The 23922-nt window shown below is 35.3% G+C and carries 24 protein-coding genes; 21 read left to right on the top strand and 3 right to left on the bottom strand.

The window, feature by feature from the left end:
* Positions 1 to 38 precede the first annotated feature (38 nt).
* On the bottom strand, positions 39 to 266 hold the full coding sequence (locus DMB68_RS13400; RefSeq protein WP_026984188.1) for a CDGSH iron-sulfur domain-containing protein: 228 nt from the start codon (positions 264 to 266) through the stop codon (positions 39 to 41).
* A gap of 291 nt (positions 267 to 557) precedes the next feature.
* On the opposite strand from DMB68_RS13400, the gene DMB68_RS13395 reads away from it, so the two are divergent.
* The 9 genes from DMB68_RS13395 (at position 558) to DMB68_RS13355 (ending at position 9394) form a co-directional block, all read left to right on the top strand.
* Complete coding sequence (locus tag DMB68_RS13395) at positions 558 to 1445, top strand: 3-keto-disaccharide hydrolase (RefSeq protein ID WP_110347186.1); 888 nt, start codon at positions 558 to 560, stop codon at positions 1443 to 1445.
* 255 nt (positions 1446 to 1700) lie between these two features.
* Positions 1701 to 3758, top strand: a complete 2058-nt coding sequence (gene metG / locus DMB68_RS13390) for a methionine--tRNA ligase (RefSeq protein ID WP_110347185.1) — start codon at positions 1701 to 1703, stop codon at positions 3756 to 3758.
* Between the two features lie 101 nt (positions 3759 to 3859).
* Positions 3860 to 4750 carry a DMT family transporter gene (locus tag DMB68_RS13385; RefSeq protein ID WP_110347184.1) on the top strand — a complete coding sequence of 297 codons (891 nt, stop codon included), beginning with the start codon at positions 3860 to 3862 and terminating at the stop codon, positions 4748 to 4750.
* A gap of 140 nt (positions 4751 to 4890) precedes the next feature.
* On the top strand, positions 4891 to 5598 hold the full coding sequence (locus tag DMB68_RS13380; RefSeq protein WP_110347183.1) for an HAD family hydrolase: 708 nt from the start codon (positions 4891 to 4893) through the stop codon (positions 5596 to 5598).
* A complete protein-coding gene (locus DMB68_RS13375; protein ID WP_110347182.1) occupies positions 5598 to 6227 on the top strand; it encodes a chloramphenicol acetyltransferase in 630 nt (209 codons plus the stop codon). Before DMB68_RS13380 ends, DMB68_RS13375 begins: the two co-directional genes overlap by 1 nt.
* Positions 6228 to 6262: 35 nt before the next feature.
* The gene (locus DMB68_RS13370) at positions 6263 to 7744 is read left to right on the top strand and encodes a hypothetical protein (RefSeq protein ID WP_110347181.1); all 1482 of its coding nucleotides are present in this window, start codon (positions 6263 to 6265) and stop codon (positions 7742 to 7744) included.
* An 80-nt stretch (positions 7745 to 7824) separates the two neighbouring features.
* Positions 7825 to 8343: a ferritin gene (locus DMB68_RS13365; protein ID WP_031456669.1), complete on the top strand. Its 519-nt coding sequence runs from the start codon at positions 7825 to 7827 to the stop codon at positions 8341 to 8343.
* A gap of 79 nt (positions 8344 to 8422) precedes the next feature.
* Positions 8423 to 8608, top strand: coding sequence for a hypothetical protein (locus DMB68_RS13360; protein WP_029271150.1), 186 nt, complete (start codon positions 8423 to 8425; stop codon positions 8606 to 8608).
* A 93-nt stretch (positions 8609 to 8701) separates the two neighbouring features.
* Positions 8702 to 9394, top strand: coding sequence for a DUF2461 domain-containing protein (locus tag DMB68_RS13355; protein ID WP_110347180.1), 693 nt, complete (start codon positions 8702 to 8704; stop codon positions 9392 to 9394).
* 67 nt (positions 9395 to 9461) lie between these two features.
* Here the strand turns inward: DMB68_RS13355 and DMB68_RS13350 are convergent, their stop codons facing one another.
* Complete coding sequence (locus tag DMB68_RS13350; RefSeq protein ID WP_110347179.1) at positions 9462 to 9785, bottom strand: single-stranded DNA-binding protein; 324 nt, start codon at positions 9783 to 9785, stop codon at positions 9462 to 9464.
* 179 nt (positions 9786 to 9964) lie between these two features.
* Here DMB68_RS13350 and DMB68_RS13345 point away from each other — a divergent pair, with 179 nt between their 5' ends.
* Genes DMB68_RS13345 through DMB68_RS13335 form a run of 3 tightly spaced genes read left to right on the top strand, consistent with a single transcriptional unit; the run spans position 9965 to position 14238 of the window.
* On the top strand, positions 9965 to 11494 hold the full coding sequence (locus DMB68_RS13345) for a carbon-nitrogen hydrolase family protein (RefSeq protein ID WP_110347178.1): 1530 nt from the start codon (positions 9965 to 9967) through the stop codon (positions 11492 to 11494).
* Positions 11491 to 11838 carry a hypothetical protein gene (locus DMB68_RS13340; RefSeq protein ID WP_110347177.1) on the top strand — a complete coding sequence of 116 codons (348 nt, stop codon included), beginning with the start codon at positions 11491 to 11493 and terminating at the stop codon, positions 11836 to 11838. The genes DMB68_RS13345 and DMB68_RS13340 overlap by 4 nt, the downstream gene beginning before the upstream one ends.
* 9 nt (positions 11839 to 11847) lie before the next feature.
* Complete coding sequence (locus DMB68_RS13335; RefSeq protein WP_110347176.1) at positions 11848 to 14238, top strand: M28 family peptidase; 2391 nt, start codon at positions 11848 to 11850, stop codon at positions 14236 to 14238.
* 293 nt (positions 14239 to 14531) lie between these two features.
* On the opposite strand, the gene DMB68_RS13325 is transcribed toward DMB68_RS13335, so the two are convergent.
* Positions 14532 to 14927: a rhodanese-like domain-containing protein gene (locus DMB68_RS13325; RefSeq protein WP_110347174.1), complete on the bottom strand. Its 396-nt coding sequence runs from the start codon at positions 14925 to 14927 to the stop codon at positions 14532 to 14534.
* A gap of 134 nt (positions 14928 to 15061) precedes the next feature.
* On the opposite strand from DMB68_RS13325, the gene DMB68_RS13320 reads away from it, so the two are divergent.
* From DMB68_RS13320 to DMB68_RS13280, 9 genes are all read left to right on the top strand, one after another.
* Positions 15062 to 15964 carry a LysR family transcriptional regulator gene (locus tag DMB68_RS13320; RefSeq protein ID WP_110347173.1) on the top strand — a complete coding sequence of 301 codons (903 nt, stop codon included), beginning with the start codon at positions 15062 to 15064 and terminating at the stop codon, positions 15962 to 15964.
* Positions 15949 to 16398 (top strand): GNAT family N-acetyltransferase, encoded by a 450-nt coding sequence (locus tag DMB68_RS13315; protein WP_110347172.1) that lies wholly within the window; start codon positions 15949 to 15951, stop codon positions 16396 to 16398. Before DMB68_RS13320 ends, DMB68_RS13315 begins: the two co-directional genes overlap by 16 nt.
* 169 nt (positions 16399 to 16567) lie before the next feature.
* Positions 16568 to 17383: an NAD(P)H-binding protein gene (locus DMB68_RS13310; protein ID WP_110347171.1), complete on the top strand. Its 816-nt coding sequence runs from the start codon at positions 16568 to 16570 to the stop codon at positions 17381 to 17383.
* Between the two features lie 108 nt (positions 17384 to 17491).
* Positions 17492 to 17968, top strand: a complete 477-nt coding sequence (locus tag DMB68_RS13305; RefSeq protein WP_110347581.1) for a methylated-DNA--[protein]-cysteine S-methyltransferase — start codon at positions 17492 to 17494, stop codon at positions 17966 to 17968.
* 89 nt (positions 17969 to 18057) lie between these two features.
* The gene (locus tag DMB68_RS13300; RefSeq protein WP_110347170.1) at positions 18058 to 18771 is read left to right on the top strand and encodes a 3'-5' exonuclease; all 714 of its coding nucleotides are present in this window, start codon (positions 18058 to 18060) and stop codon (positions 18769 to 18771) included.
* Between the two features lie 87 nt (positions 18772 to 18858).
* Complete coding sequence (locus tag DMB68_RS13295; protein ID WP_110347169.1) at positions 18859 to 19935, top strand: winged helix DNA-binding domain-containing protein; 1077 nt, start codon at positions 18859 to 18861, stop codon at positions 19933 to 19935.
* A 103-nt stretch (positions 19936 to 20038) separates the two neighbouring features.
* Positions 20039 to 21478, top strand: coding sequence for a nucleoside recognition domain-containing protein (locus DMB68_RS13290; protein ID WP_110347168.1), 1440 nt, complete (start codon positions 20039 to 20041; stop codon positions 21476 to 21478).
* Between the two features lie 18 nt (positions 21479 to 21496).
* A complete protein-coding gene (locus DMB68_RS13285; RefSeq protein WP_110347167.1) occupies positions 21497 to 22243 on the top strand; it encodes a hypothetical protein in 747 nt (248 codons plus the stop codon).
* Between the two features lie 70 nt (positions 22244 to 22313).
* Positions 22314 to 23918, top strand: coding sequence for a fumarate hydratase (locus DMB68_RS13280; protein ID WP_110347166.1), 1605 nt, complete (start codon positions 22314 to 22316; stop codon positions 23916 to 23918).
* The last annotated feature ends 4 nt before the right edge of the window (positions 23919 to 23922 follow it).

The raw sequence follows: 23922 nt of genomic DNA, 5'->3' as shown, positions 1-23922 counted from the left end.
TTAAAATTGCCGCTTTTTTTATGTCTGGAAAGAATTTCTTAATTCGTTTTCATCGGAGGCAAATCAAACGCAACTGAGTCATGTTCGAAATTATTTCTGTGTCCTCCATCGCAAAAAGGTTTGTTGGCAGATAATCCGCAACGGCAAAGGCCTAAGGCAGATCTTCCCTGTAATCCGTAAACTGTTCCTTCTGAATCCATGATTTCAAAATCGCCTTCAATTTTGATTGATCCGTTTTTATTGATGATAAGTTTAGTCTTGCTCATAAAAAATTGTTTTTGTTATTTTTTTGGATGGCAAAGATTGCGAAATATATTTTGAAGATTTTACTTGTAGTGTTAGTTTAAACTGGTTCTATTTAAAAGTAAATTCAATTTCCAGAAAACTAAATTTTACTGATGATCAGGTTCGTCATCATTTTTCTTCAGATCCAAATATATTATTCAGAGAGATAAAATGCAGAAATGGTATCTGATTTTGAATTAATTGCATACTATCTTTGAAACATTATTTTGTAGATTTGAGAAATCATTTTTATCTAAACTCTCAAACCACTTATGAAAAAATACTCCATTCTAATAGCATTTGCCTTTCTCTTTAGTCTTACCGCTGTAACTAACAAAACAGACTCATTCGAAGACGGCTGGATAAATTTACTGGACAACAGCCTCAGCAAATGGGATATGTATCTAAGTTACAAACACAAGAACGGATATTCGGGGAAAGCCCCAACAGATGTTAACGGGAACGAAATACCACCTATTGGCTACAATAAAAATGTCAACAATATGTTTACCGTGATTCAGGAAAAAAATGAAAATGTACTTAAAGTTTCCGGGGAATATTATGGTTGTGTCTTTACCAAAGAAAATTTCAAAAACTATCGCCTGAAGCTAAAGGTCAAATTTGGGAATAAAAAATGGGAACCCAGAACAGACAAGCTCATGGATGCCGGTTTGCTTTATCATTCACAGGGAGAAGCGGGCGCAGATTACTGGCGTGCCTGGATGTTATCACAAGAGTTTCAAATAATGGAAGGCCATTTCGGCGATTATTGGAACATTGCCAATTCAGCAATTGATATAAAAGCCTATCTTCCGGAAGGAAGTATGAATGCCGTAGCCGATGAGGATCAGCAGTTTATTCCGTTTGGAAAAAACACTCAAAATACCGGATTTTGCATGCGAAAAATGAGAGCTGAAACACCTAACAACGGATGGACAGAAATAGAACTGGTTTGTTTTGAAGGAAAAAGTCTTCATATCATTAACGGCAAAGTAGTCATGGTTTTGCAAAATTCCCGTTATTTTGATGGTGAAAAATTTATGCCTTTAACCGAAGGAAAAATACAATTGCAAAGCGAAGCTGCCGAAGTTTACTATAAAGACATAAAAATAAAACCAATAAGCAAAATGCCCACTGAGTTTGAAAATTATTTCAAATAATAGGGAATCGCTGGCTTTGATTACTTCACTTAATTTCTATTTCAGCATTTTTGTTTCTCGCCGATTAATCATATTTTAATCTAAAAAATCTTTTTAATCCCTTAATCTGTGGCATTAATTTAAAAAATTTTCGGCTCTGCGACTTTGCGAGATTAAAAAAAACGCTGTGAATCTCTGCGAAAACCTCAGCGAATCTTCTTGCAATAACAAAATCTCAATTCTATTGCTTATTTTTGCAGGCAATAAATTTGAAAAATGACACAGAATCCAAAAAGATATACAATCACAGCAGCATTGCCTTACACCAACGGACCAATACATATTGGGCATTTGGCAGGGGTTTACGTGCCTGCAGATATTTATTCGAGATACCTTCGTTTGCAGGGAAAAGACGTTGCGTTTATCTGCGGAAGCGATGAACACGGTGTTGCTATTTCGATGAAAGCCAAAAAAGAAGGCGTTACACCACAGGAAGTTATCGACAAATATGACGGAATTATCAGAAAATCTTTTGCTGATTTTGGGATATCATTTAATAATTATTCCCGTACTTCGGCTAAAATTCATCATGATACGGCTCAGGAATTCTTCAGGACTTTGTATGATAAAGGCGATTTTATTGAAGAAGTTACAGAACAATTGTATGATGCAAAAGCAGACCAGTTTCTAGCAGACCGTTTTGTAGTTGGTACCTGCCCAAAATGTGATAATCCGGAAGCTTACGGAGATCAGTGCGAAAAGTGCGGATCGACTTTAAATGCTACCGATTTGATTAACCCAAAATCGACCATTACCGGAGAAACTCCTATTCTAAAAGAAACAAAACACTGGTTTTTACCTTTAGACCGATATACTGATTTCTTAAACGAGTGGATTATAAAAGGTCATAAAAACGACTGGAAACCGAATGTTTACGGACAGGTTAAATCCTGGGTTGACGGCGGACTGGAACCTCGTGCGGTAACCCGTGACCTAGACTGGGGAATTGATGTTCCGGTTGAAGGTGCTGAAGGAAAAAAACTTTATGTTTGGTTTGATGCACCTATCGGATATATTTCTTCAACAAAAGAATGGGCAGCACGCGAAGGAAAAGACTGGGAACCATATTGGAAAGATGAAGACACCAAATTGGTTCATTTTATCGGAAAAGACAATATCGTTTTTCACTGTATTATTTTCCCGGCGATGTTAAAAGCCGAAGGAAGTTATATTTTACCCGATAACGTTCCGGCAAATGAGTTTTTGAATCTGGAAGGAAACAAACTTTCGACTTCTAAAAACTGGGCGGTTTGGTTACACGAATATTTAGAAGATTTTCCAAATAAGCAGGATGTTTTGCGTTATGCATTGACATCAAACGCGCCGGAAACTAAGGATAATGATTTTACGTGGAAGGATTTTCAGGCGAGAAACAACAATGAACTTGTTGCAATTTTTGGAAATTTTATCAATCGTGTGGTAGTTTTAACCAACAAATATTACGATGGATATGTTCCAACGCCAAATGAATTATCTGAAGTGGATGAAAACACTTTAGCTGAATTAAAAGCCTACCCGGCTGTGATTTCAAGTTCGGTGGAGCGTTACAGATTCCGTGAAGCTTTAGGCGAATTGATGAATGTGGCCCGTTTAGGAAACAAATATCTTGCAGATGAAGAGCCTTGGAAAGTAATGAAAGACAATCCTGAGCGCGTAAAAACCCAAATGTATGTAGCACTTCAAATTGCGGCTGCCTTGAGCGTTCTGGCTGAACCGTTTTTACCTTTTACGGCTTATAAATTATCAAATATCCTTAAAAATCAAGGCAAATTGAAATGGAATGATGTTGCGGAAAATTCAGAATTGATTCCGGATGGACACCAGATTGGAGAAGCTGAATTATTATTCGCAAAAATCGAAGACGAAGAAATACAAAAACAAATAGACAAATTGGAAGCTACAAAAACCGCTAATCTTGCCGAAAGCAAACAGCCTGAACCGCAAAAAGATTTAATTCAGTTTGAGGATTTTGCGAAAATGGACATTCGGGTTGGGACTATTCTGGAAGCAGAAAAAATGCCAAAAGCAAATAAACTTTTAGTCTTAAAAGTAGATACCGGAATTGACGTTCGCACAATAGTTTCCGGAATTGCCGAAAGCTTTTCACCGGAAGAAATCATTGGTAAACGTGTTTCTGTATTAGCTAATTTAGCACCAAGAGCATTGCGTGGTGTTGAAAGCCAGGGAATGATCCTGATGACAACAAATGCTGAAGGCAAACTGGTTTTTATCAATCCGGATGCTGATGCTCCGAATGGAGAAACGGTAAACTAAAGTTTTATAAAATTTATAAAATTGCGTGAATCGATTAACTTTTTTAATTGATTCACGCTTTCCTTTTTTTAATATAAACCGAGAATAAAAAACATAAAATAATGAAACTCACCAAACCAAGATTAGCCTTAATCTGCGGTATTCTCTGCATCTCGATTTTTCCGATATTGGTAAAACTCAAATTAACTCCCGGATTGATCTCGGCATTTTACCGTATGTTTTTTGCTGTAGCTTTGCTTTTGCCTTATGTACTTTTGAGCAAAAAATTTAAACTTCCAAGTTTAAGATTTACACTTTTGGCTATCCTTTGTGGTGTTTTGTTTTCTTCGGATGTGGCGGTTTGGAATATTGCCATTCAGGATTCGAGTGCTACGCAGGCTTCCTTATTGACCAATTTGTCTCCGGTTTGGGTGGGCATTGGCTCTTTTCTATTTTTAAAATCAAAACCCGCAAACAACTTTTGGATTGGAACTATAGTTTCGTTATTCGGAATGGTGACTTTGGTTGGTTTTGCCTTTTTTCTGGAATTGAATTTCGATCAGGCTTTTCTTTTTGCGGTTTTATCAGGTATTTTATATTCAATTTATCTTTTGATCAGTAAAAATGTGCTTTCAAAAGTTGATGTTTTGTCTTTTATGACCATCAGTTTATTCGCTTCGAGTATTTATTTGGGAATACTTTGTTATTTACTAAACGAGCCTTTCACCGGATTTTCAAATACCGGCTGGTTTGTATTGATACTTCAGGCTGTTATTTGTCAATTATGTGCGTGGCTTTCGGTTAGTTATGCTACGCAGCATATGCGTGCTACAAGGGTTTCGCTAAGTTTGTTAAGTCAGGCTGTAATTACTTCAATATTAGCTTGGTTGTTTTTAGAAGAACAAATAACTTTACAAATGGTTCTGGGCGGAATCATCTTGCTTTTTGGAATCCGGATTACTTTTTACGATAAGACTATTTCGTTAAAAAAGCTTTCTTTTAAGGCTGATTAAAAGGTTTCTCCCAGATTCGACAGATTGAACAGATTTTTAAAAATTATTTTAATTTGTTTTACAAATTAGAGGAAATTCTTGTAATTCGTATCAAAAAAACCTGAAACAAAGAAAACTTCAAACTTGAAACAAAATATACCATGTTACATAAAAGCAAAATACCAAACTTAAAAGTAATCGCATTTGACGCCGATGATACTTTGTTTGTAAACGAACCTTACTTTCAGGAAACAGAACATAAATTTTGCGCCCTGATGGAAGATTATCTTTCGCATCAGGGAATCTCGCAGGAGTTGTTTAAAATCGAAATTGAAAATCTGCCTTTGTACGGTTACGGAATCAAAGGTTATATTTTGTCTATGATTGAAGCAGCCATGAATATTTCGAACAACACAATTCCTGTTGAAGTCATTGAAAAAATCATTCAATACGGAAAAGAATTACTCGAAAAACCAATTGAACTTTTAGACGGAATTGAGGAAACATTACAGGCTTTACACGGAAAATACAAACTGGTCGTAGCCACAAAAGGCGATCTGAAAGACCAGCACAGCAAATTGCACCGCTCTGGTTTGGGACATTACTTTCACCATATCGAAGTAATGTCAGACAAACAGGAAATTGATTATCAAAAATTATTAGGCCGTTTAGATATTCAGGCGCATGAATTTTTGATGATCGGAAATTCGTTAAAATCAGATGTATTGCCTGTTTTAGGAATTGGCGGTTATGCCGTTCATATTCCGTTTCACACAACCTGGGAACATGAAAAAATCAATCATAAAGTTGAACACGAACATTTTAGTTCCTTCGAAAAAATAACAGAAGTTGTCCATAATTTATTATAATGAAAACCCTTTTAGATTTAGAAAACTGGAACAGAAAAGAGCATTTTGAACATTTCAGTAAGATGGAAGAGCCATTTTTTGGCGCTACCGTAGAAATTGATTGTACCAAAGCCTATCAAACTGCTAAAAACCTAAAGATTTCTTTTTTTATCTTTTATCTTCATAAAACATTGATTGCGGTAAATGCAATTGAGAATTTTAAGTACCGAATTTCTGACGGCAAAATTTACATCAACGACCGTATAGATGTGTCGGCAACTATTGGCCGTGAAGATGGTACTTTTGGATTTTCATTAATAGAATATAATGCGGATTATAAAATTTTTGAAGAAAATGCTTTGGCAGAAATCGAACGCATTCAAAACACAACCGGACTTTTTACAAGGTCGTTTGATGATGATAATGTGATTCATTTTTCGGCTATTCCGTGGCTTAATTTCACTTCACTTTCTCATGCACGCAGTTACTCTTATCCGGATAGCTGTCCTAAAATTTCTTTTGGAAAAATGACTACCTTAGACAATGGCAAAAAAATGATGCCCTTGTCTGTACATGTTCATCACGGATTGATGGATGGTATGCATGTTGGAAAATTTGTGGACCTTTTTCAGGAACTCATGAATCAGTAAAAAATAAACGGAACAATATTTGAGCATAAAAACACATGAAAAAACTACTACTTCTTTTGTGCGTATTTTATAATACTATCTTACTAAGTCAGACGGTATTAAACTCTTTTTCATTGAACCTGAACCGACCTTTGGATAAGGGTCAGATTCTCAATATCGAAGATGTAAAAACCAATGATATTTATGTTTTTGCAGCAGATGATAAGTACGTCAATATCTTAAAATATAATAAATCACTATTTTTAAAGTATCAATTTACTGATTCTATAAAAATGGCAGAAAACAGATCTTTAATTGGCCATAGCATAAGTGATGATGGAAATCCGCTTCTTTATTGGGCAACAAATAATTTAAGAAACATCCGGATTATTAAATATTTTCCCGAAACAAAAACTTCAAGAGCTTTAAATTTTGATTTGCCTCCAACCACAGAATATATTATAACAACTTTCCAGAAAAACAATCTTTTTTACATGCTGTGTAAAGAAACCAATCAACCGCATTTATTGCTTTATGAATTTAATAACGGAAAATGTGTAGTGAAAATGTTTGATTTATCAGCAATTCTATTCCAGAATGAAAAGGGACAAAATGTGGCTTTCAGCACCATTATCCGATATTATCCGATTGAAAAAATAGATCCGGACAATTTTACTCCTCTGGATAAAACCATTAACAAAACCAAAATGTATGTATTGGACGATCATATTCTTTTGGCATTTGATTACAGTTTGAAAAAAACACAGATTTTAGATCTTAACCTTATGACTTTTGATGTTACTGAAAAAAATTTTAATCAGCCTGTAACTGAAAAAGCATCTAAATCTTCAAATTCCTTCCTTAACGAAAATAAATTACTGCAAATCAAATCAGGCAAAGAAGAACTATTATTTGACATCAAAGATTTTGAGACAGGCAAAACGCTTAAAAGTATTTCTATTTCAAAAAAAGATTCTATTGGCTTTAAAAACTCTCTTGTGTTTATGCAGATAAACGGAAAAAAACCTCAGGAAATAAAAACTACTGAGAAGCTTTTAAAACAGCTTTCGATTTTAAACTCCGGAATATCAGCTCTTAAAATTAAAGAAAATACATTGATAACCTTTGGAGGATTTGCAGAATATCAGATCGGAGGTTATGACTATATACAGAGTAATTCGCTGGCGGATTTTTTTGATAATGATTTTGGCGGCTATTCAGAATATTCGAATAAAATGGTTTATTTTGATGCGATACTCAATCCTGGTTTAGAATTTGTAAACCAAAAACAAACAGAACCTTTGGCTATTGACAATATTTATTACTATCTCAGTATAAATAAAAATATAACACTTCAAAATACACTTAAACTTAAAGATTATTACATTTTAAGCTATTACGATACTACTTCCAGACAATTTATCATGCGCAAATTTACGGATGGCTTTATGAATGAAAATCCAGGAAATCCAATTAGGAATAAGCAATTATTATCAAAACCTGCTAAATTCAGCACCATTAAATTTAGTGAGAATTAATCCAAATATGTTAATGTTTTCGGGATTAAAAAAAAATGCTTTGAATTATTTTGATTAATTTTACAAAAAAGACACACATTATGCTATCAAAAAATATTGAAACGGCTTTAAATAAGCAAATTCGCATAGAAGCAGAATCTTCACAAACCTATCTTTCAATGGCTTGCTGGGCCGAAGTTCACGGATTAGAAGGAATCGCTCAGTTTATGTACACACAGTCAGACGAAGAGCGTGCACACATGCTTAAACTGGTAAAATATGTAAACGAACGTGGCGGGCATGCTCAGATTACAGATCTAAAAGCTCCAAGAATATCGTATTCTACTTTTAAAGAAATGTTTGAGGAACTTTACAACCATGAACTTTTTGTTTCACAATCGATTAATGAATTGGTCCACATTACTTTTGAAGAGAAAGATTATGCAACACATAATTTCTTACAATGGTACGTTTCTGAACAAATCGAAGAAGAAGCTACAGCTAAATCTATTCTGGACAAAATCAACTTAATTGGTGAAGATAAAGGCGGACTTTACCTGTTCGATCGTGATATTCAGCAGTTAACCGTTACAAGCTCAATTGCAATTAATCCAAAATAAAAAAGTTAAAGTTTATTTAGAATATATAAAAATAATATTTTCTGTTTATATTTGTCACTGTTTTTAATACAGAGGAAAATTGAGCAAGAAAGAAAAAGACAAGGACAAGAAAAAGGATAAAAAGAAAAAGAAAAACAAAGATATCCTTGATAAAATTAAGAAGATTGAAAACTGTAAATCTTCTTGCTGTGAGAAATACAAAAAAAGTGAAAAGAAACGCTGCTCACGCTGTCCTATGTTTGATTTATTCAAAAAAACTGCTTAACGATATATACAAAAACCCACCAGATTTTTCCGGTGGGTTTTTTAGTTTTAAATTGCACCCAACTTCTGATTATTAAAAGACATTAAAATTTATATGGAAAACCAAATCATAGTTCCTAAATCTGCTCTTGATTTTTTACAGCAGCTTAAAGAAAACAACAATAAACCCTGGTTTGAAGCCAATAAGCCAAAATATCTCAACGAATTAAATCACATTGAAGCTTTTGCGGATGCTTTGCTTCAGGAACTTTCTAAAACTGATGTTCTGGAAACTGCTTCAGGCAAAAAAAGTGTATACCGAATTTATCGTGATATCCGTTTTTCTAAAGACAAAACTCCTTTTAAAACTTTTTGGGGCGGAAGTTACACTCGTGCAACAGCTGCAAGACGCGGTGGTTATTATTTCCATTTAGAAAAAGGAAACAGCTTTTTTGCCGGCGGATTCTGGGGACCTAATGCCGCAGATTTAAAGAGAATCAGAACTGAGTTTGCCCAGGATCCGGAAACCTTTCACAAAATTTTAAATTTGAAATCTTTCATCAGCAATTTCGGAACTTTACAAGGGGAACAACTCAAAACAAAACCAAAAGGTTTCGATGCCGATCATCCGGCAATTGACCTGCTTCGTTTCAAACAATTTTTGGTCATCAAACGTTTTACAGATGAAGAGGTATTAAGTCCGCTTTTCTTGGAACAGGCTTTAGATGCATTCAAAAACATGAGACCCTTTTTTGATTATATGAGCGAAGTACTGACAACTGATAGCAATGGCGCTTCGATATTGTAACCTTTGTTTTCAATACAAAACCCGACAGGTTTTTAAAGCCTGTCGGGTTTAACCAACAAATAAAATCTTATTTGCTAAGTAATAAAATTTCGTTTACAACCACTTCTGTAACATAACGTTTTTCTCCGTTTTTATCATCGTAGCTTCTGTGTGTCAGCTTACCTTCAACGGCAATTTCCTTTCCTTTAGCTACATATTTTTCAATAATTTCAGCCGTTTTACCCCAGGCAGTAACACGATGCCATTCGGTTTGCTCTACTTTTTCACCTTTGTCGTTGGTGTATTTGTCGTGTGTAGCGATGCTTAATTGCGCTAATTTTTTTCCGTTTTCTAAAGTTTTGATTTCAGGATCATTACCTACGTTACCGATTAATTGTACTTTGTTTTTCATGGCGTATACTATTTTTTAAGGTTTATATAAATTGAATTCGTTCGTTAAATTCAACAGTGCAAAGATGTGGCAGTTATCAAAAATTAGTCGGTTATAAACTATTTACTTTCGGTTGTAACTGTTTGTAACCGTTTGTAAATGGAAATTAATTTAGTATATTTGAGAGAAATCATACAAAAATGCAAACAAAAATCAACAAAGTAGAATTACGAAATTTAGAATTTGACGACTACAAACAGTTAAAAGATTCGATGGTAAAATCGTATCCTGAAATGGCTAATTCCTACTGGAGATCTGCAGATATTAAAAAATTACTTTCTATTTTCCCTGAAGGCCAGCTGGTTATTCTGGCCGATGGTGTCGTGGTAGGATCGGCTTTGTCGTTGATAGTTGATGAGAAATTAGTAGACAAAAGACATAATTACAGGCAAATTGTTGATGATTACAGTTTTTCTACCCATAATTCCAACGGCGAAATTTTATACGGAATCGATGTGTTTATTCACCCTAATTATCGTGGATTGCGTTTAGGCAGACGTTTGTACGATGCCCGAAAGGAATTGTGTGAACAGTTGAATCTGAAAGCTATTGTTTTTGCAGGAAGGATTCCGAATTATGCGCAGCATTCTAAAAAAATGACGCCGAAAAATTATATCGACAAAGTAAAACACAAAGAATTACACGACCCGGTGCTTTCATTTCAGTTAAGCAATGATTTTCACGTTTTACGGATTATCAAAAATTATCTGGAAGGAGATGAAGAATCCAAGGAATTTGCAGTGCTTTTAGAATGGAACAATGTTTATTACGATGAAAGTCCAAAACTGATTAATCTCGAAAAAAGTGTAATTCGTCTCGGTCTGGTACAATGGCAAATGCGCCAATTGAATAATCTGGAGGAATTTTTCGAACAGTCAGAATTTTTTATTGATGTGGTTTCTGGCTACGGATCTGATTTTGCGTTATTCCCGGAACTTTTTATTGCGCCACTGATGGCTGATTACAATCATTTATCAGAAGCAGAAGCCATCCGTGAACTTTCCCGATATTCTGATCCAATCAGAAAACGTTTTCAGGAATTGGCTATTTCATACAACATTAATATCATTACCGGTAGTATGCCGTATTTAGAAAATGGAAATTTGTATAATGTTGGTTTTTTATGCAAAAGGGACGGAACTTCTGAAATGTATACTAAAATTCATATTACGCCAAACGAAGTGGTACACTGGGGAATGAAAGGCGGCTCTGAATTCAAAACTTTTGATACAGACTGTGGTAAAATCGGAATCCTGATTTGCTACGATGTCGAATTTCCGGAACTCCCAAGATTACTGGCAGACGAAGGAATGAATATTCTTTTTGTGCCCTTTTTAACTGATACTCAAAATGGTTATACCAGAGTAAAACACTGCTCGCAGGCACGTGCGATAGAAAATGAATGTTATGTGGCTATTGCCGGCTGTGTCGGAAATCTTCCGAAAGTGAATAATATGGATATTCAATATGCGCAGGCGGCAGTTTTTACACCTTCGGATTTTGCTTTTCCAAGCAACGGTATCAAAGCCGAAGCAACTCCAAATACCGAAATGACTTTAATTGTTGATGTTGATCTGAATTTACTGAAAGAACTGCATGAGCATGGAAGCGTGCATACGCTAAAAGATAGGAGAACTGATTTATATCAAATAAAAAAGCTGAATTCATGAAAACATGCCTTGAATGCGCTGAGAAAATTGTAGGCCGGGAAGACAAGAAGTTTTGCTCAGACAGTTGCCGTAATGCTTACAACAATAAAATAAACAAGGACAGCACAAATTTTATGCGGAATGTAAACAACAAGTTGCGTAAAAATTACCGTATTTTGTGTGAATTAAATTCGGAAGGAAAATCTAAGGCCACACGTGACAAAATGGTTAATAAAGGCTTTGATTTTGATTTTTTTACCAATATTTTGCAAACCAAAACAGGGAATACCTACTATTTCCTGTACGATCAGGGATATCGGTCTTTGGACAATGATTATTTTATGCTCGTAAAAAAAGAAATTTAATACCACATTATGAAAAAAAACCCTACTTCAATTCTGGCTTTCTTAGGAGTCTTAGGAATTCTGGCCATCATTTTTGCCTCGATGATGCCTCAGTATATTTCGAAAGATGAAGAAGCCCTTGCTGAGTTCTCAACAGAACGAGCACTAAACCAGGTTCAGATTATTGCCCAAAAGCCCCATTTTGTTGGCTCTACCAATCATGAATTAGTTGCCAATTACCTTAAACTTGAATTAAACAGAATAGGTCTTGAAACCTCGGTTCAGGAAGGTTTTACCCTAAATGACAAAGGTCTTTTGGTAAAATCTAAAAACATTCTTGCCCGTATAAAGGGAACTTCAAACTCAAAAGCGCTTTTACTGCTCTCGCATTATGACAGTGCGCCGCATTCATTTTCTAAAGGAGCAAGCGATGATGCCTCGGGAGTCGCAACAATTCTTGAAGGCGTAAGAGCCTTTTTATACGCCAACGAAAAACACAAAAACGATATTATTATCCTTTTTTCTGATGCCGAAGAATTAGGTTTAAACGGTGCTGCCTTATTTGTAAATCAGCATCCATGGGCCAAAGACGTCGGACTTGTTTTGAATTTTGAAGCAAGAGGTTCTTCAGGTCCAAGCTATATGCTGATGGAAACCAACAAAGGAAACGAAGGATTGGTAAAAGAATTTTCGAATGCCAAAACAAAATATCCGGTTTCAAATTCACTGATGTATAGCATTTACAAAATGCTTCCAAATGATACCGACTTAACGGTTTTTAGGGAACAAGGAAACATTCAGGGATTTAACTTTGCCTTTATCGACGCTCATTATAATTACCATACGCAACAAGATGATATTCAACATTTAAACAAAACTACATTAACGCATCAGGGATCTTATTTGATGCCGTTATTAAAATACTTCTCTAATATTGATTTAAACTCTACTCATACTACGCAGGACAACGTTTATTTTACTGTACCGTTCGGATTCTTTATAAACTATCCTTTTTCATGGGTTTTCCCAATGAGTGTTATTGCTTTAGGATTGTTGATTTTCTTTATTTTCGTTGGAAAAGTAAAACATCTTATTTCGTTCAGGGAAATTTTTAAAGGATTTGTTCCTTTGTTAGGCTCCATAATTATTGCTGGTCTGGTTACTTTCCTTGGGTGGAAAATCATTTTGCAGATTTATCCGCAATATTCAGATTTGTTAAATGGCTTTACTTATAATGGTCACGCCTACATTGGAGCATTTGTTGCACTTAGTATTGCAATCTGTTTTGCTTTCTACCATCATTTTTCGGAAGAAAAAATTACGATGAATCATTTCGTATCGCCATTATTGCTTTGGATTATTATCAATATCATTTTAGCCAATCAATTAACGGGGGCGGGCTTCCTGATTATCCCGGTTTATTTTGGAATTCTTTTATTAGGGATTTTTGTCTTTACGCATCATTACAGCGCCGGCTTAAATTTATTATTCAGTATACCTGCACTGGCAATTGTCGCTCCGTTTATTATTATGTTTCCAATTGGTTTAGGCTTAAAAATCCTTTACGGAAGTGCCGTGCTTACTGTTTTGCTTTTCGGATTACTGCTTCCGTTGTTTGGATCATTTGCCAGAAAAGGCGTCTGGACTATGCTTTTCTTTATCATATCGATCAGTTTTTTTGTTTACGCAGGATATCATTCAGATTATGAACCCGGAAAAGCAAAATCAAACAGCTTATTGTATGTTTATAATGCTGATACAAATTCTGCTGTGTGGACGACTTATGATACCAATCTGGACGACTGGACCAAATCTTACCTTGGAAACATGAATCAAAAAGCAGTAGGTTTAAATAATCTGCTGATTGCCAGCAAGTACAATTCAACTTTCACTTACAGCGCTATTGCTCCTAAAATAGAAGTTCCAAAACCGACAATTTCCTTTGTAAGAGACAGTGTTATCGGAAGCAAAAGATATTTGAAAATAAAAATTACTCCAAATCGTAAAGTTAATCGTTATGATATTTATGCAAATCCAAAAATGACGTTTTATAATTTCAAAGCCAATGGTGTTTCAACGTCTGGGCAAAAAGGAAATCTTTTGGAGAGACAGGACAGCAAAATTTTATGTTACTATGTTGTAGGAAACGAACCGCTTGTAATGGAATTTATCATTAATAAATCGTCTGTTTTTGATATGGATTTAATCGAAAGTTCTTTTGATTTAATGACCAATCCATTGTTTAATATCAAACCAAGAAGCAACTGGATGATGCCAACTCCTTTTGTTCTGAATGACGCTGTTTTGATTCAGCAAAAAATAAAACGATATTCAGCTCCGATAAAACCGTTGCAAACTGTTCCGGTACAAGACAGTATAATAGTTGTGAAAGATAGTTTGAAAGCTATTAAACCTGAATAAAGAATATATTTTGAAAGGTCCTGATTTAACAACTTTATTTCTTCTTCTTATTGTTTTGGTGTTTATGATATTTAGGTCGTTAGATTCTAAAAATGATAAATTTTCAAAAAAAGATTATTTTAGACTATATGATTCAATTAACCATATTATCTGGATGTTAATTGTGATTATAATCGTAATTGTTGAAATAATTAGTCAACTGGTAAATAGTAAAAGTATTTTCTCGTAATAAATATTTAAATTTAAAAACATATAAAAAGGCAAGCTTTAATTAATAAAGTTTGCCTTTTCATTTAACAGGCACATTCAATTTTCAATCCGCCCTTATTGCCTTTTGTTCCTTCAGTTGCATAGCCGTCAAATTTCCACCACTCCAGTCCTCCAATTAACTCTTTTACTTTGAATCCTAACCTCGTCATATTTAAAGCCCCTTTTGTCGAAGCATTGCATCCAATTCCGTCGCAATAGGTTACGTATAAAATAGCTTTATCTAAATGCTGTGTGGTTTCTAAATTCATTTCGCGATGCGGAATATTAATCGCATTCGGAATATGTTCTGCTTCAAACCCAAAAGGCTTTCTGGCATCAAGTGCTATTATTTTTTCTCCATTATTTAAAGCATCAAACAAATCTGAGGGATCCATTTCGAATGCTAATTTGTCTTCGTAAAATTTAATCTGATTTTCCATAGTTTATTGTTTTTTTTCAAAATTAGCAGAACATTACATCACATAAAAACGAAAAGAATTCATCAATCCCATTACTTTTTTTCATACAAAAGCCAGTCTAAAATTTTGTTTCTTTGTGTATTAATCACTGAAAAATGGAAATACGTCACTTAAAATTGATAAAAGCAATTGTTGAAGAAGGAAGCATTACCAAAGCTATCGACAAACTTCATCTGACACAATCAGCATTGAGTCATCAGCTAAAAGAAGCAGAATATCAATTGGGTACAGCCATTTTTTTAAGAACCAACAAAAAACTGATTCTGACCAAAGCAGGTGAAAAAATCTATGATCTCGCCAATGAAATCCTGGACAAACTAACCGAAACTGAAACGCAGATCAAGAAAATGGTTTTTGGAGAACATGGCGAAATCAGGATCAGTACCGAATGTTTTTCTAGTTATCACTGGCTTCCGTCAGTTTTGAAACAGTTTCATCTTTTGTATCCTAATGTGGAACTTAAAATTGTGATCGAAGCGACTCATATCCCGCTGCAGAAACTTCTGGAAAATACCATCGATATTGCTATTATTAGTGATCCGATTAAAGACAGCAATATAAAATATACCGAACTTTTTCAGGACGAAGTTATGATGGTTGTTTCTGAAAATCATGCCTGGGCAGATAAAAAATATGTCGTTGCAGAAGATTTTATCGATGAACATCTGATTATCCATTCGCTTCCGATGGAAACCGTTACCATTCATCAGTTTCTTTTGGCTCCAGCCAAAGTAAGTCCGAAGAAAATAACGCCAATGCCTTTGACAGAAGCTTCCCTGGAAATGGTCAAAGCGGACATGGGAGTGATGTCAATGGCAAAATGGGCCGTTCAGCCACATTTAAAATCAAGCCCGATCAAAGCAATTAAAGTTGGTAAAAATGGCTTAAAGAGAAAACACTTTATCGCTACTAGAGCCAATGAAAATTATCCGGATTATTTCAATCATTTCATCAGCTTCCTGCAAACAGAAATCAATCTTCAATGGAATATTCAATAAGAAAATGCCAGATAGGCGATTTACCCAAATTGGTCGTTTTATGCCAAAAACATGCCGAATTTGAGCAAGCTGATTATGATCCGAAAGGAAAAGAAGAAGGCTTAAAAAAAGAATTATTTAATGAGAGTCCAAATTTATTCTGCTTAGTTGTAGCTGCTGAGACAGAAATTGTAGGATATGTAACTTATACTTTTTCTTACTCCACCTGGAGCGCTAGCGATTACATTTACATGGATTGCCTGTTTTTGGAAGAACGCGCCAGAAATTTTGGAATTGGTGAGATGTTGATCAATGCATTAAAAGAAATCGGAAAAGAGAAAAACTGCGTGAACATGCAGTGGCGAACTCCTCAGTTTAACGAAAGAGCTATAAAATTCTATAACAGAATTGGTGCAAAAGGAAAAGACAAAGTTTGTTTTACATTAACTTTGTAAATTGTTTAACCTTGCAAATTTTTTTTTTCACGCAGATTTAAAAGGATTTAAACAAATTTTCGCAGATTATTTTAAAACCAATCTGCTAAATCTGCCACCCGAGCGATAGCGAACTGGCGAAGTAAATCTGCGTGAGAGAGAAAAGCTTTTCTATTCTGAATCTTAAAAAATGACAAAAATAAGCATATTAGGCTGTGGCTGGTTAGGGCTCCCGCTGGCAAAAAGACTAATCGAAAAAGGAAATTCAGTAAACGGATCCACAACTTCAGAAAATAAACTTCCTATTTTAAAAGATACGGGGGTAAATCCGTTTTTGGTTGCACTTGAAAGCGAAAGTGTCTCTGAAAGCATCATTGATTTTTTAGCGGAAAGCGAAATCTTAATTATCGATATTCCGCCAAAACTGAGAGCTGTCAATCCGGATTCTGAAAAGAAAACTTTTGTCGAAAAAATCCAAAATCTGATTCCGTTTATAGAAAAATCTTCCGTTAAAAAAGTGCTTTTTGTGAGTTCAACATCTGTTTATGGAGATCAAAATGATTTAATCACGCAAGAAACAAATCCAAATCCGGAAACAGAAAGCGGAAAACAATTGCTTTTAGCCGAAAACATTCTTCAAAAAAATGAAAACTTCGAAACTACAATTTTACGTTTCGGCGGATTAATTGGTGAAGACCGTCATCCCGTGAAATTCTTAGCCGGAAAAGAAAACCTTGAAAATGCCGATGCACCCGTAAATCTGATTCATCAAAACGATTGCATCAGCATCATTGAAGAAATCTTAAACCAATCCAAATGGAATGAAGTTTTTAATGCCGTTGCGCCTTTTCATCCAACAAGAGAGGAGTATTATACGCAAAAAGCAAAAGAGCAAAACCTGATTTTGCCGAAGTTTAGTGCTGAAAAATCAAACATCAGAAAAGTTATTTCAAGTGATAAAATTGAAAACAATCTAAACTATCAATTTCAATTAGAAAATTATTAAAGACTTACTTCACTCAGCTTGACAGTTATGTGAGACAAATTTAAATGAACTTATATAACTTATATGTTTCAAAAAATATTTGCGAACTTTGTGATTAAACCAAAATTTATGGAAACAGTTTACATCAATTCGCCTCTGGGAATCACCAAAATCATTGGAGATGAAAATGGTATTTCGGTAATTTCCGTCTCAGATGTTGGTACAAACGAAGTTTCAGAAACTATTCCCGAAGTTTTACAAGAGGCAGTTTTTCAGCTCAATGAATATTTCGAAGGTAAAAGAACCGATTTCGAATTAAAACTTAATCCACAAGGAACTGAATTTCAGCAGAAAGTCTGGAAAGCCTTACTCGAAATTCCATATGGAAAAACGGTAAGCTACATGGATCAGACTAAAAAGCTTGGAGATGTAAAAGCGATTCGGGCTGTAGCATCTGCAAATGGTAAAAATCCGCTTTGGATTGTAGTGCCATGTCATCGCGTTATCGGAACAAACGGATCCTTAACCGGATACGCCGGCGGATTATCCCGCAAAAAATGGCTTTTGGAACATGAAAGCCCAACTGCACAGCAAAGTTTATTCTAGCACTTTTTTATATCGTAAGAATTTTACGCATATTTGTAAAAAATCTAAGTAAGTCTAACAATCTAAATATCTAAGAAGTCTCCAAAAAAATGATTGAAAAAATAAACCTCAACAACATTTTATTCCTTGATATTGAAACCGTTCCGGAAGAAGAAAATTTCAATTTGCTCGATGCAGAAATGAAGTCACTTTGGGATTTGAAAACGCAATATCAGCGAAAAGAAGAGTTTACACCCGAAGAATTTTACGATCGTGCCGGAATCTGGGCAGAGTTCGGAAAGATAATTTGTATTTCGGTTGGGTATTTTACAATCAAAGGAGATATTCGGAATTTTAGGGTTACTTCGTTCTTCGGAGAAGAGAAAAAGATTCTGCGTGATTTTAATAATCTGCTGAGCAATCATTTCAATCAGCCTCAACATCTTTTGTGTGGGCATAATGCTAAGGAATTTGATATTCCGTTTCTCGCCCGCCGAATGATTATCAACCAAATTGCCATTCCGGACAAACTGAATTTATTCGGCAAAAAGCCATGGGAAATTCCACATCTGGATACGTTGGAATTATGGAAATTTGGAGATTACAAGCATTTTACATCTTTAAAATTACTGACTAAAATTCTCGGAGTTCCTTCTCCAAAAGGCGATATCGACGGAAGTCAGGTTGCTCACGTTTTTTATGTCGAAAAAGATATTGACCGAATTGTAACGTATTGTGAAAAAGATACCATTGCCGTAGCACAGATTTTTCTTCGCTTGCGCCTTGAAGATTTACTCATTGAGGAGGAAATTATTCATGTATAGTTTTTTCTGAGGTGCAAAGATTCAAAGGTTCAGAGTCGCAAAGTTTTAAATGAACTTACATACTTATATGGTTTAAAATAGTAAAAGATGACACATCACGAAATTTCAAATCATCGTTTGGTCGCTCAAAAACTTGATAAAACAAGTCATAATTCGCCTGAAGAAATTGTAAAACATCTAGGTGCGATGCAGGCTCAGGATTACGCAATGGCGAAATGGACAATTGGTTCCCGCTGTGATTCCACTGAAAGAGAAATTGAAGAAGCTATTAATTCCGGAAAAATAATCCGGACTCATATTTTGCGGCCAACCTGGCATTTAGTTTCGTCGGAAGATATTTACTGGATGCTCGATGTTTCCGGACCGCAGGTGAAACGCATTATTCTTGCCGAAACGAAAAAGTATGGCTGTGACGAAAAGGAATTTGACAAGATCAACTCAGCAATAGAAAAAATACTGGCCGGGAACAATCATTTAACACGTGAAGAAATCATACAGGAACTTAATGTCAAAAAGTTTTCGGGCGATTATAAATTAAGTCCTGTTCTGATCATGATGTATGCAGAATTAGATGGCTTAGTCTGCAATGGCAAAATGAAAGGCAAACAAATGACATATTCGTTATTGGAAGAAAGGGTTCCAAAACCTCAATCCAAACTGACAAAAGAAGAAGGTCTGGCAAAATTAGCCAAACGTTATTTTGAAAGTCACGGCCCGGCAACACTTCTTGATTTTTCGTGGTGGTCAGGTTTTCCGGTTACAATTTGTAAAAACATCATCAATGCAATAGAGTTGCAATTAAATCATTTTACTGTTGATAATCAAGTATATTGGTTTGGAAAAGAATATGCTGTTGACAATAAATTCGATGAAAGCGTACATTTTATTGCTGCTTTTGATGAGATTCTAATTTCGTATAAAACCCGGGAAGTTTCTATTTTACCGGAACATCAACCGAAAGCTTTTACCAAAAACGGAATCTTTAAACCCGTTATTCTTGAAAATGGAAAAGTCATCGGAACCTGGAAAAGAACTGTTAAAAAAGATCATACCAAAATCGAAACAGACTTTTTTAATGAAACTGAAAGTCATAAAAAAGCAGTTCTTTTTGAAGGAATTAAATCTTTTGAAAATTATCTGGAAACTAAAGTTATTATCGAATGAAAATTAAAAAAATCAAACCACATTAATTTCGCTTTAAACCACGAAATTTACTTTTGTAATTGTCATTGCAATTGATTTATTACATTTACAAAAAATTACAATTATGGTATTAAGCAGATTTTGGTTAACGATTTTTATCTCTTCGATTGTGTTTATTGTGGTGAGTTTATTTACCGCCAATACGTATACTATTGATTCTGTTTTAAATGGAAAGAAAGATGACCCGATTTTGGTTTCAGAAAAATACGTTGAACAACTACCCGCTTTCATCAAAGACAGCATTAAAAATGCACCGGAACAGACCATGATTGTCAATCGTGACACGTTAAATTCCGATACTACTTATGTTTACAAAAACAAAACCGTAAAAATCTACAGCGGTCTTCAAAAATCAGATGGTTTATTACCAACATGTAAAAGCACTCTGGTTGATTTAATACTTCCGTTGATTGCTTATCTGGCATTCTTCTGCGGGTTGATGGAGCTTTTGATTGTTTCCGGAGCTTCCGGGAATTTAGCAAAAGTACTAAGTCCGGTATTTGTAAAAGTGTTTCCAACTATCCCTAAAAACCACCCTTCGATATCCTACATGACCTTGAATTTTGCCGCAAACTTCCTCGGATTAGATTCCGCTGCAACACCATTCGGACTAAAAGCCATGGAAAGTTTACAGGAGATAAACCCCGAAAAAGACAAAGCCAGTGATGCACAAATTATGTTTATGTGTCTTCACGCTTCAGGTTTAACTTTAATTGCAACGTCAATTATCGGGTATCGTGCTGCTGCAAATGCCAGTAATCCTGCCGATGTAATGCTGCCTTGTATTATTACTTCATTCATCGGAACCATTGCTGCTTTCTTAATTGTAGGTGTAAAACAAAAAATCAATTTTAAAAGTGCTTCGCTGCTTATTGGTTTAATGACTTTGATTGCTGCTATTGTTGGTTTATTGATGTATGTGAATCATTTAGATTTAATCGGAAAAAACTATTTCACTTCTAATCTTTCGGGATTAATATTAATTGCAATTATTGCTTTCACTCTGATCTTTTCATTTATCCACGAGAAAAAATTCAAGGAAGCTGAAACTACTGTCTTTGACACATTTGTAGTGGGAGCCAACAACGGTGTTAAAACCGGTGTTACTATTTTCCCTTATGTTTTGGGAATGCTGGTTGCTATTTCATTATTCAGAAACAGCGGTTTATTCGAAATCATCAGCGATGCCATTGGATTTATCTTTTCGAATATGGGAGTGAGCAAAGAAATCACAAACGCATTGCCGGTTGCTATGCTTCGCCCTTTTAGTTCTGCTGGATCAAGAGGATTTTTGATTGATTCGATGAATACTTTTGGCGCCGATTCCTTAACGGCAAGACTGAGCAGTATTTTCCAGTGCAGTGCCGAAAGTACTTTTTATGTTATTGCGGTTTACTTTGGTTCGGTAAATATTAAAAATACCCGTTATGCTTTGGGAACGATGCTTTTGGTAGATTTGATTTGTGTAATTACGGCAATTTTTGTGGCGACGTGGTTTTTTTAAAATTTGACGATTTTAAATATGAATCTTAAACATATTTTCATCTTATTGATTCTGGCAAGCTGTCAAAAAGAACAGAAAAAAAATCTGGTTGTAAATGTAAATTCTGCTGAAACAACAGAACTTCCTGCTGTTACTGATAAAACAAAAGCAGAAGAAAATACATTACGAACAGATACCATTTTCCTTTCAAATGAAAAAAATGCCGAGTTCACTCATATTCTGGCAAATTTAACAGAACTGAAGGCAGACAAAGACAGTATTCTAACTTCTAAATTTCGACTTGATTTTTATCAGAATAAAACCAAAATCACCTCTTCCAGAATCACCATTACCAATTACGAAAAAGGTGCTGAATGGGGTGGTTCTTCAGGTTTGAGTAATGCTTCAGGTAAGAATTCATCTTTTATACAAATTGGATTTGGGTATCCGGCCTGTGGATATACACATGAAAATTATTTGTTTTATCTGAAAAAGCATGATTTACAGCTTGTTCATCAATGGCAATCGATGTCAGATAGCGGTTGGGGAAGCTGGACTGAATTTGTAAGCAATGCATCTGAAAATGACCCTGAAAGTTTTTATTGCAAAACTGTTTCATTTGAGCCCGGAGATGATAGCAATGAAGATTCCGGAATTGTAACCTATTCTGATTCCATTTCGTTTTCACTAAAAGGAACTCAATGGAAAAAGAAGTTGCTTTCGGTAAAAGACAAACCTTATTTTGAAAAAAAGATGAGTTTCAATGAGTTTCATAACCAACAATAAACTCCGAAACACTTATAATTCAAATTCTTTCTTAGGTAAATAATTTTTAACTTTGCCAAAAACCAAAGAAATGATTGATTTTATATACCAGGATCCTTATCCTATTTTAAAGGATGAAACGCAATACCGCAAGATTACTTCAGATTTTGTAAAAGTGGAACAATTTGGAGCACGTGAAGTTTTAACAGTTGACCCAAAAGGTTTAGAATTATTGGCTGAAGAAGCCTTGACAGATGTTTCGTTCATGTTGAGAACAACACATTTACAAAAACTAAGAAATATTTTAGACGATCCGGAAGCGACAGACAACGATCGTTTTGTTGCTTACAATTTACTTCAAAATGCTTCTGTTGCTGCCGAAGGACAATTGCCAAGCTGCCAGGATACCGGAACGGCAATTGTAATGGCCAAAAAAGGCGAAAGCATTTTTACCGGCGTTGATGATGCTGAATGGTTAAGCAAAGGAATTTTCAACACCTATCAAAAACGCAATTTAAGATATTCGCAAATTGTTCCGATTTCAATGTTTGAAGAAAAAAATTCGGGTTCGAATCTTCCGGCACAAATTGATATTTACGCCAAAAAAGGAACTTCTTATGAGTTTTTATTCATGGCAAAAGGAGGCGGATCTGCCAATAAGACCTATCTATACCAACAAACAAAATCATTATTAAACGATAAATCCCTTGACGCTTTCATTCGTGCAAAAATCAAAGACTTAGGAACTTCTGCCTGTCCTCCTTACCATTTGGCTTTGGTCATTGGCGGAACTTCTGCGGAAGCGAATTTGGCTACGGTTAAAAAAGCATCTGCAGGTTATTTTGACAATCTGCCTACTACAGGAAACATGTCCGGTCAGGCATTTCGTGATTTAGAATGGGAAGAACGTGTTCAGAAAATCTGTCAGGAAAGTGAAATCGGAGCTCAGTTTGGAGGAAAATATTTTACACATGACGTTCGCGTTATTCGTTTGCCCCGTCACGCAGCTTCCTGTCCCGTTGGATTGGGAGTTTCCTGTTCTGCCGACAGAAATATCAAAGGAAAAATCACCAAAGACGGAATCTTCCTTGAACAGCTAGAAGTAAATCCGAAACAGTTTTTACCGGAAACCGCTCCACATTTAGAAGCTCCGGTTGAAATTGACTTAGATCAGCCAATGGCAGATATTTTAGCAAAACTATCGCAATATCCAATAAAAACGCGTTTGAAACTAAACGGAACTGTTATTGTGGCCCGTGATATCGCCCACGCAAAAATCAAAGAATTATTAGACGCCGGAAAACCAATGCCGGAATATTTTAAAAACCACCCGGTTTATTACGCTGGACCTGCAAAAACTCCGGAAGGGATGGCTTCAGGAAGTTTTGGACCAACAACTGCAGGACGTATGGACGTTTATGTGGATGAATTTCAAAAACATGCCGGAAGTATGGTGATGCTCGCTAAAGGAAACCGTACCAAACAGGTAACTGATGCCTGTAACAAATATGGCGGATTCTATTTGGGTTCTATCGGAGGTCCGGCCGCTATTTTGGCACAGGACAATATTTTAAAAGTAGAAGTAGTTGATTTTGAAGAATTAGGAATGGAAGCGGTTCGAAAAATCACTGTAAAAGATTTCCCTGCTTTTATTATTACGGATGATAAAGGGAATGACTTTTTTGAGAATTTGTAAACTA

The sequence above is a fragment of the Flavobacterium hydrophilum genome (assembly GCF_003202405.1).
Taxonomy (GTDB): Bacteria; Bacteroidota; Bacteroidia; order Flavobacteriales; family Flavobacteriaceae; genus Flavobacterium; species Flavobacterium hydrophilum.
The sequence above is the reverse complement of the archived record's forward strand: the minus strand, read 5'-3'. Positions and strand labels throughout refer to the sequence as shown.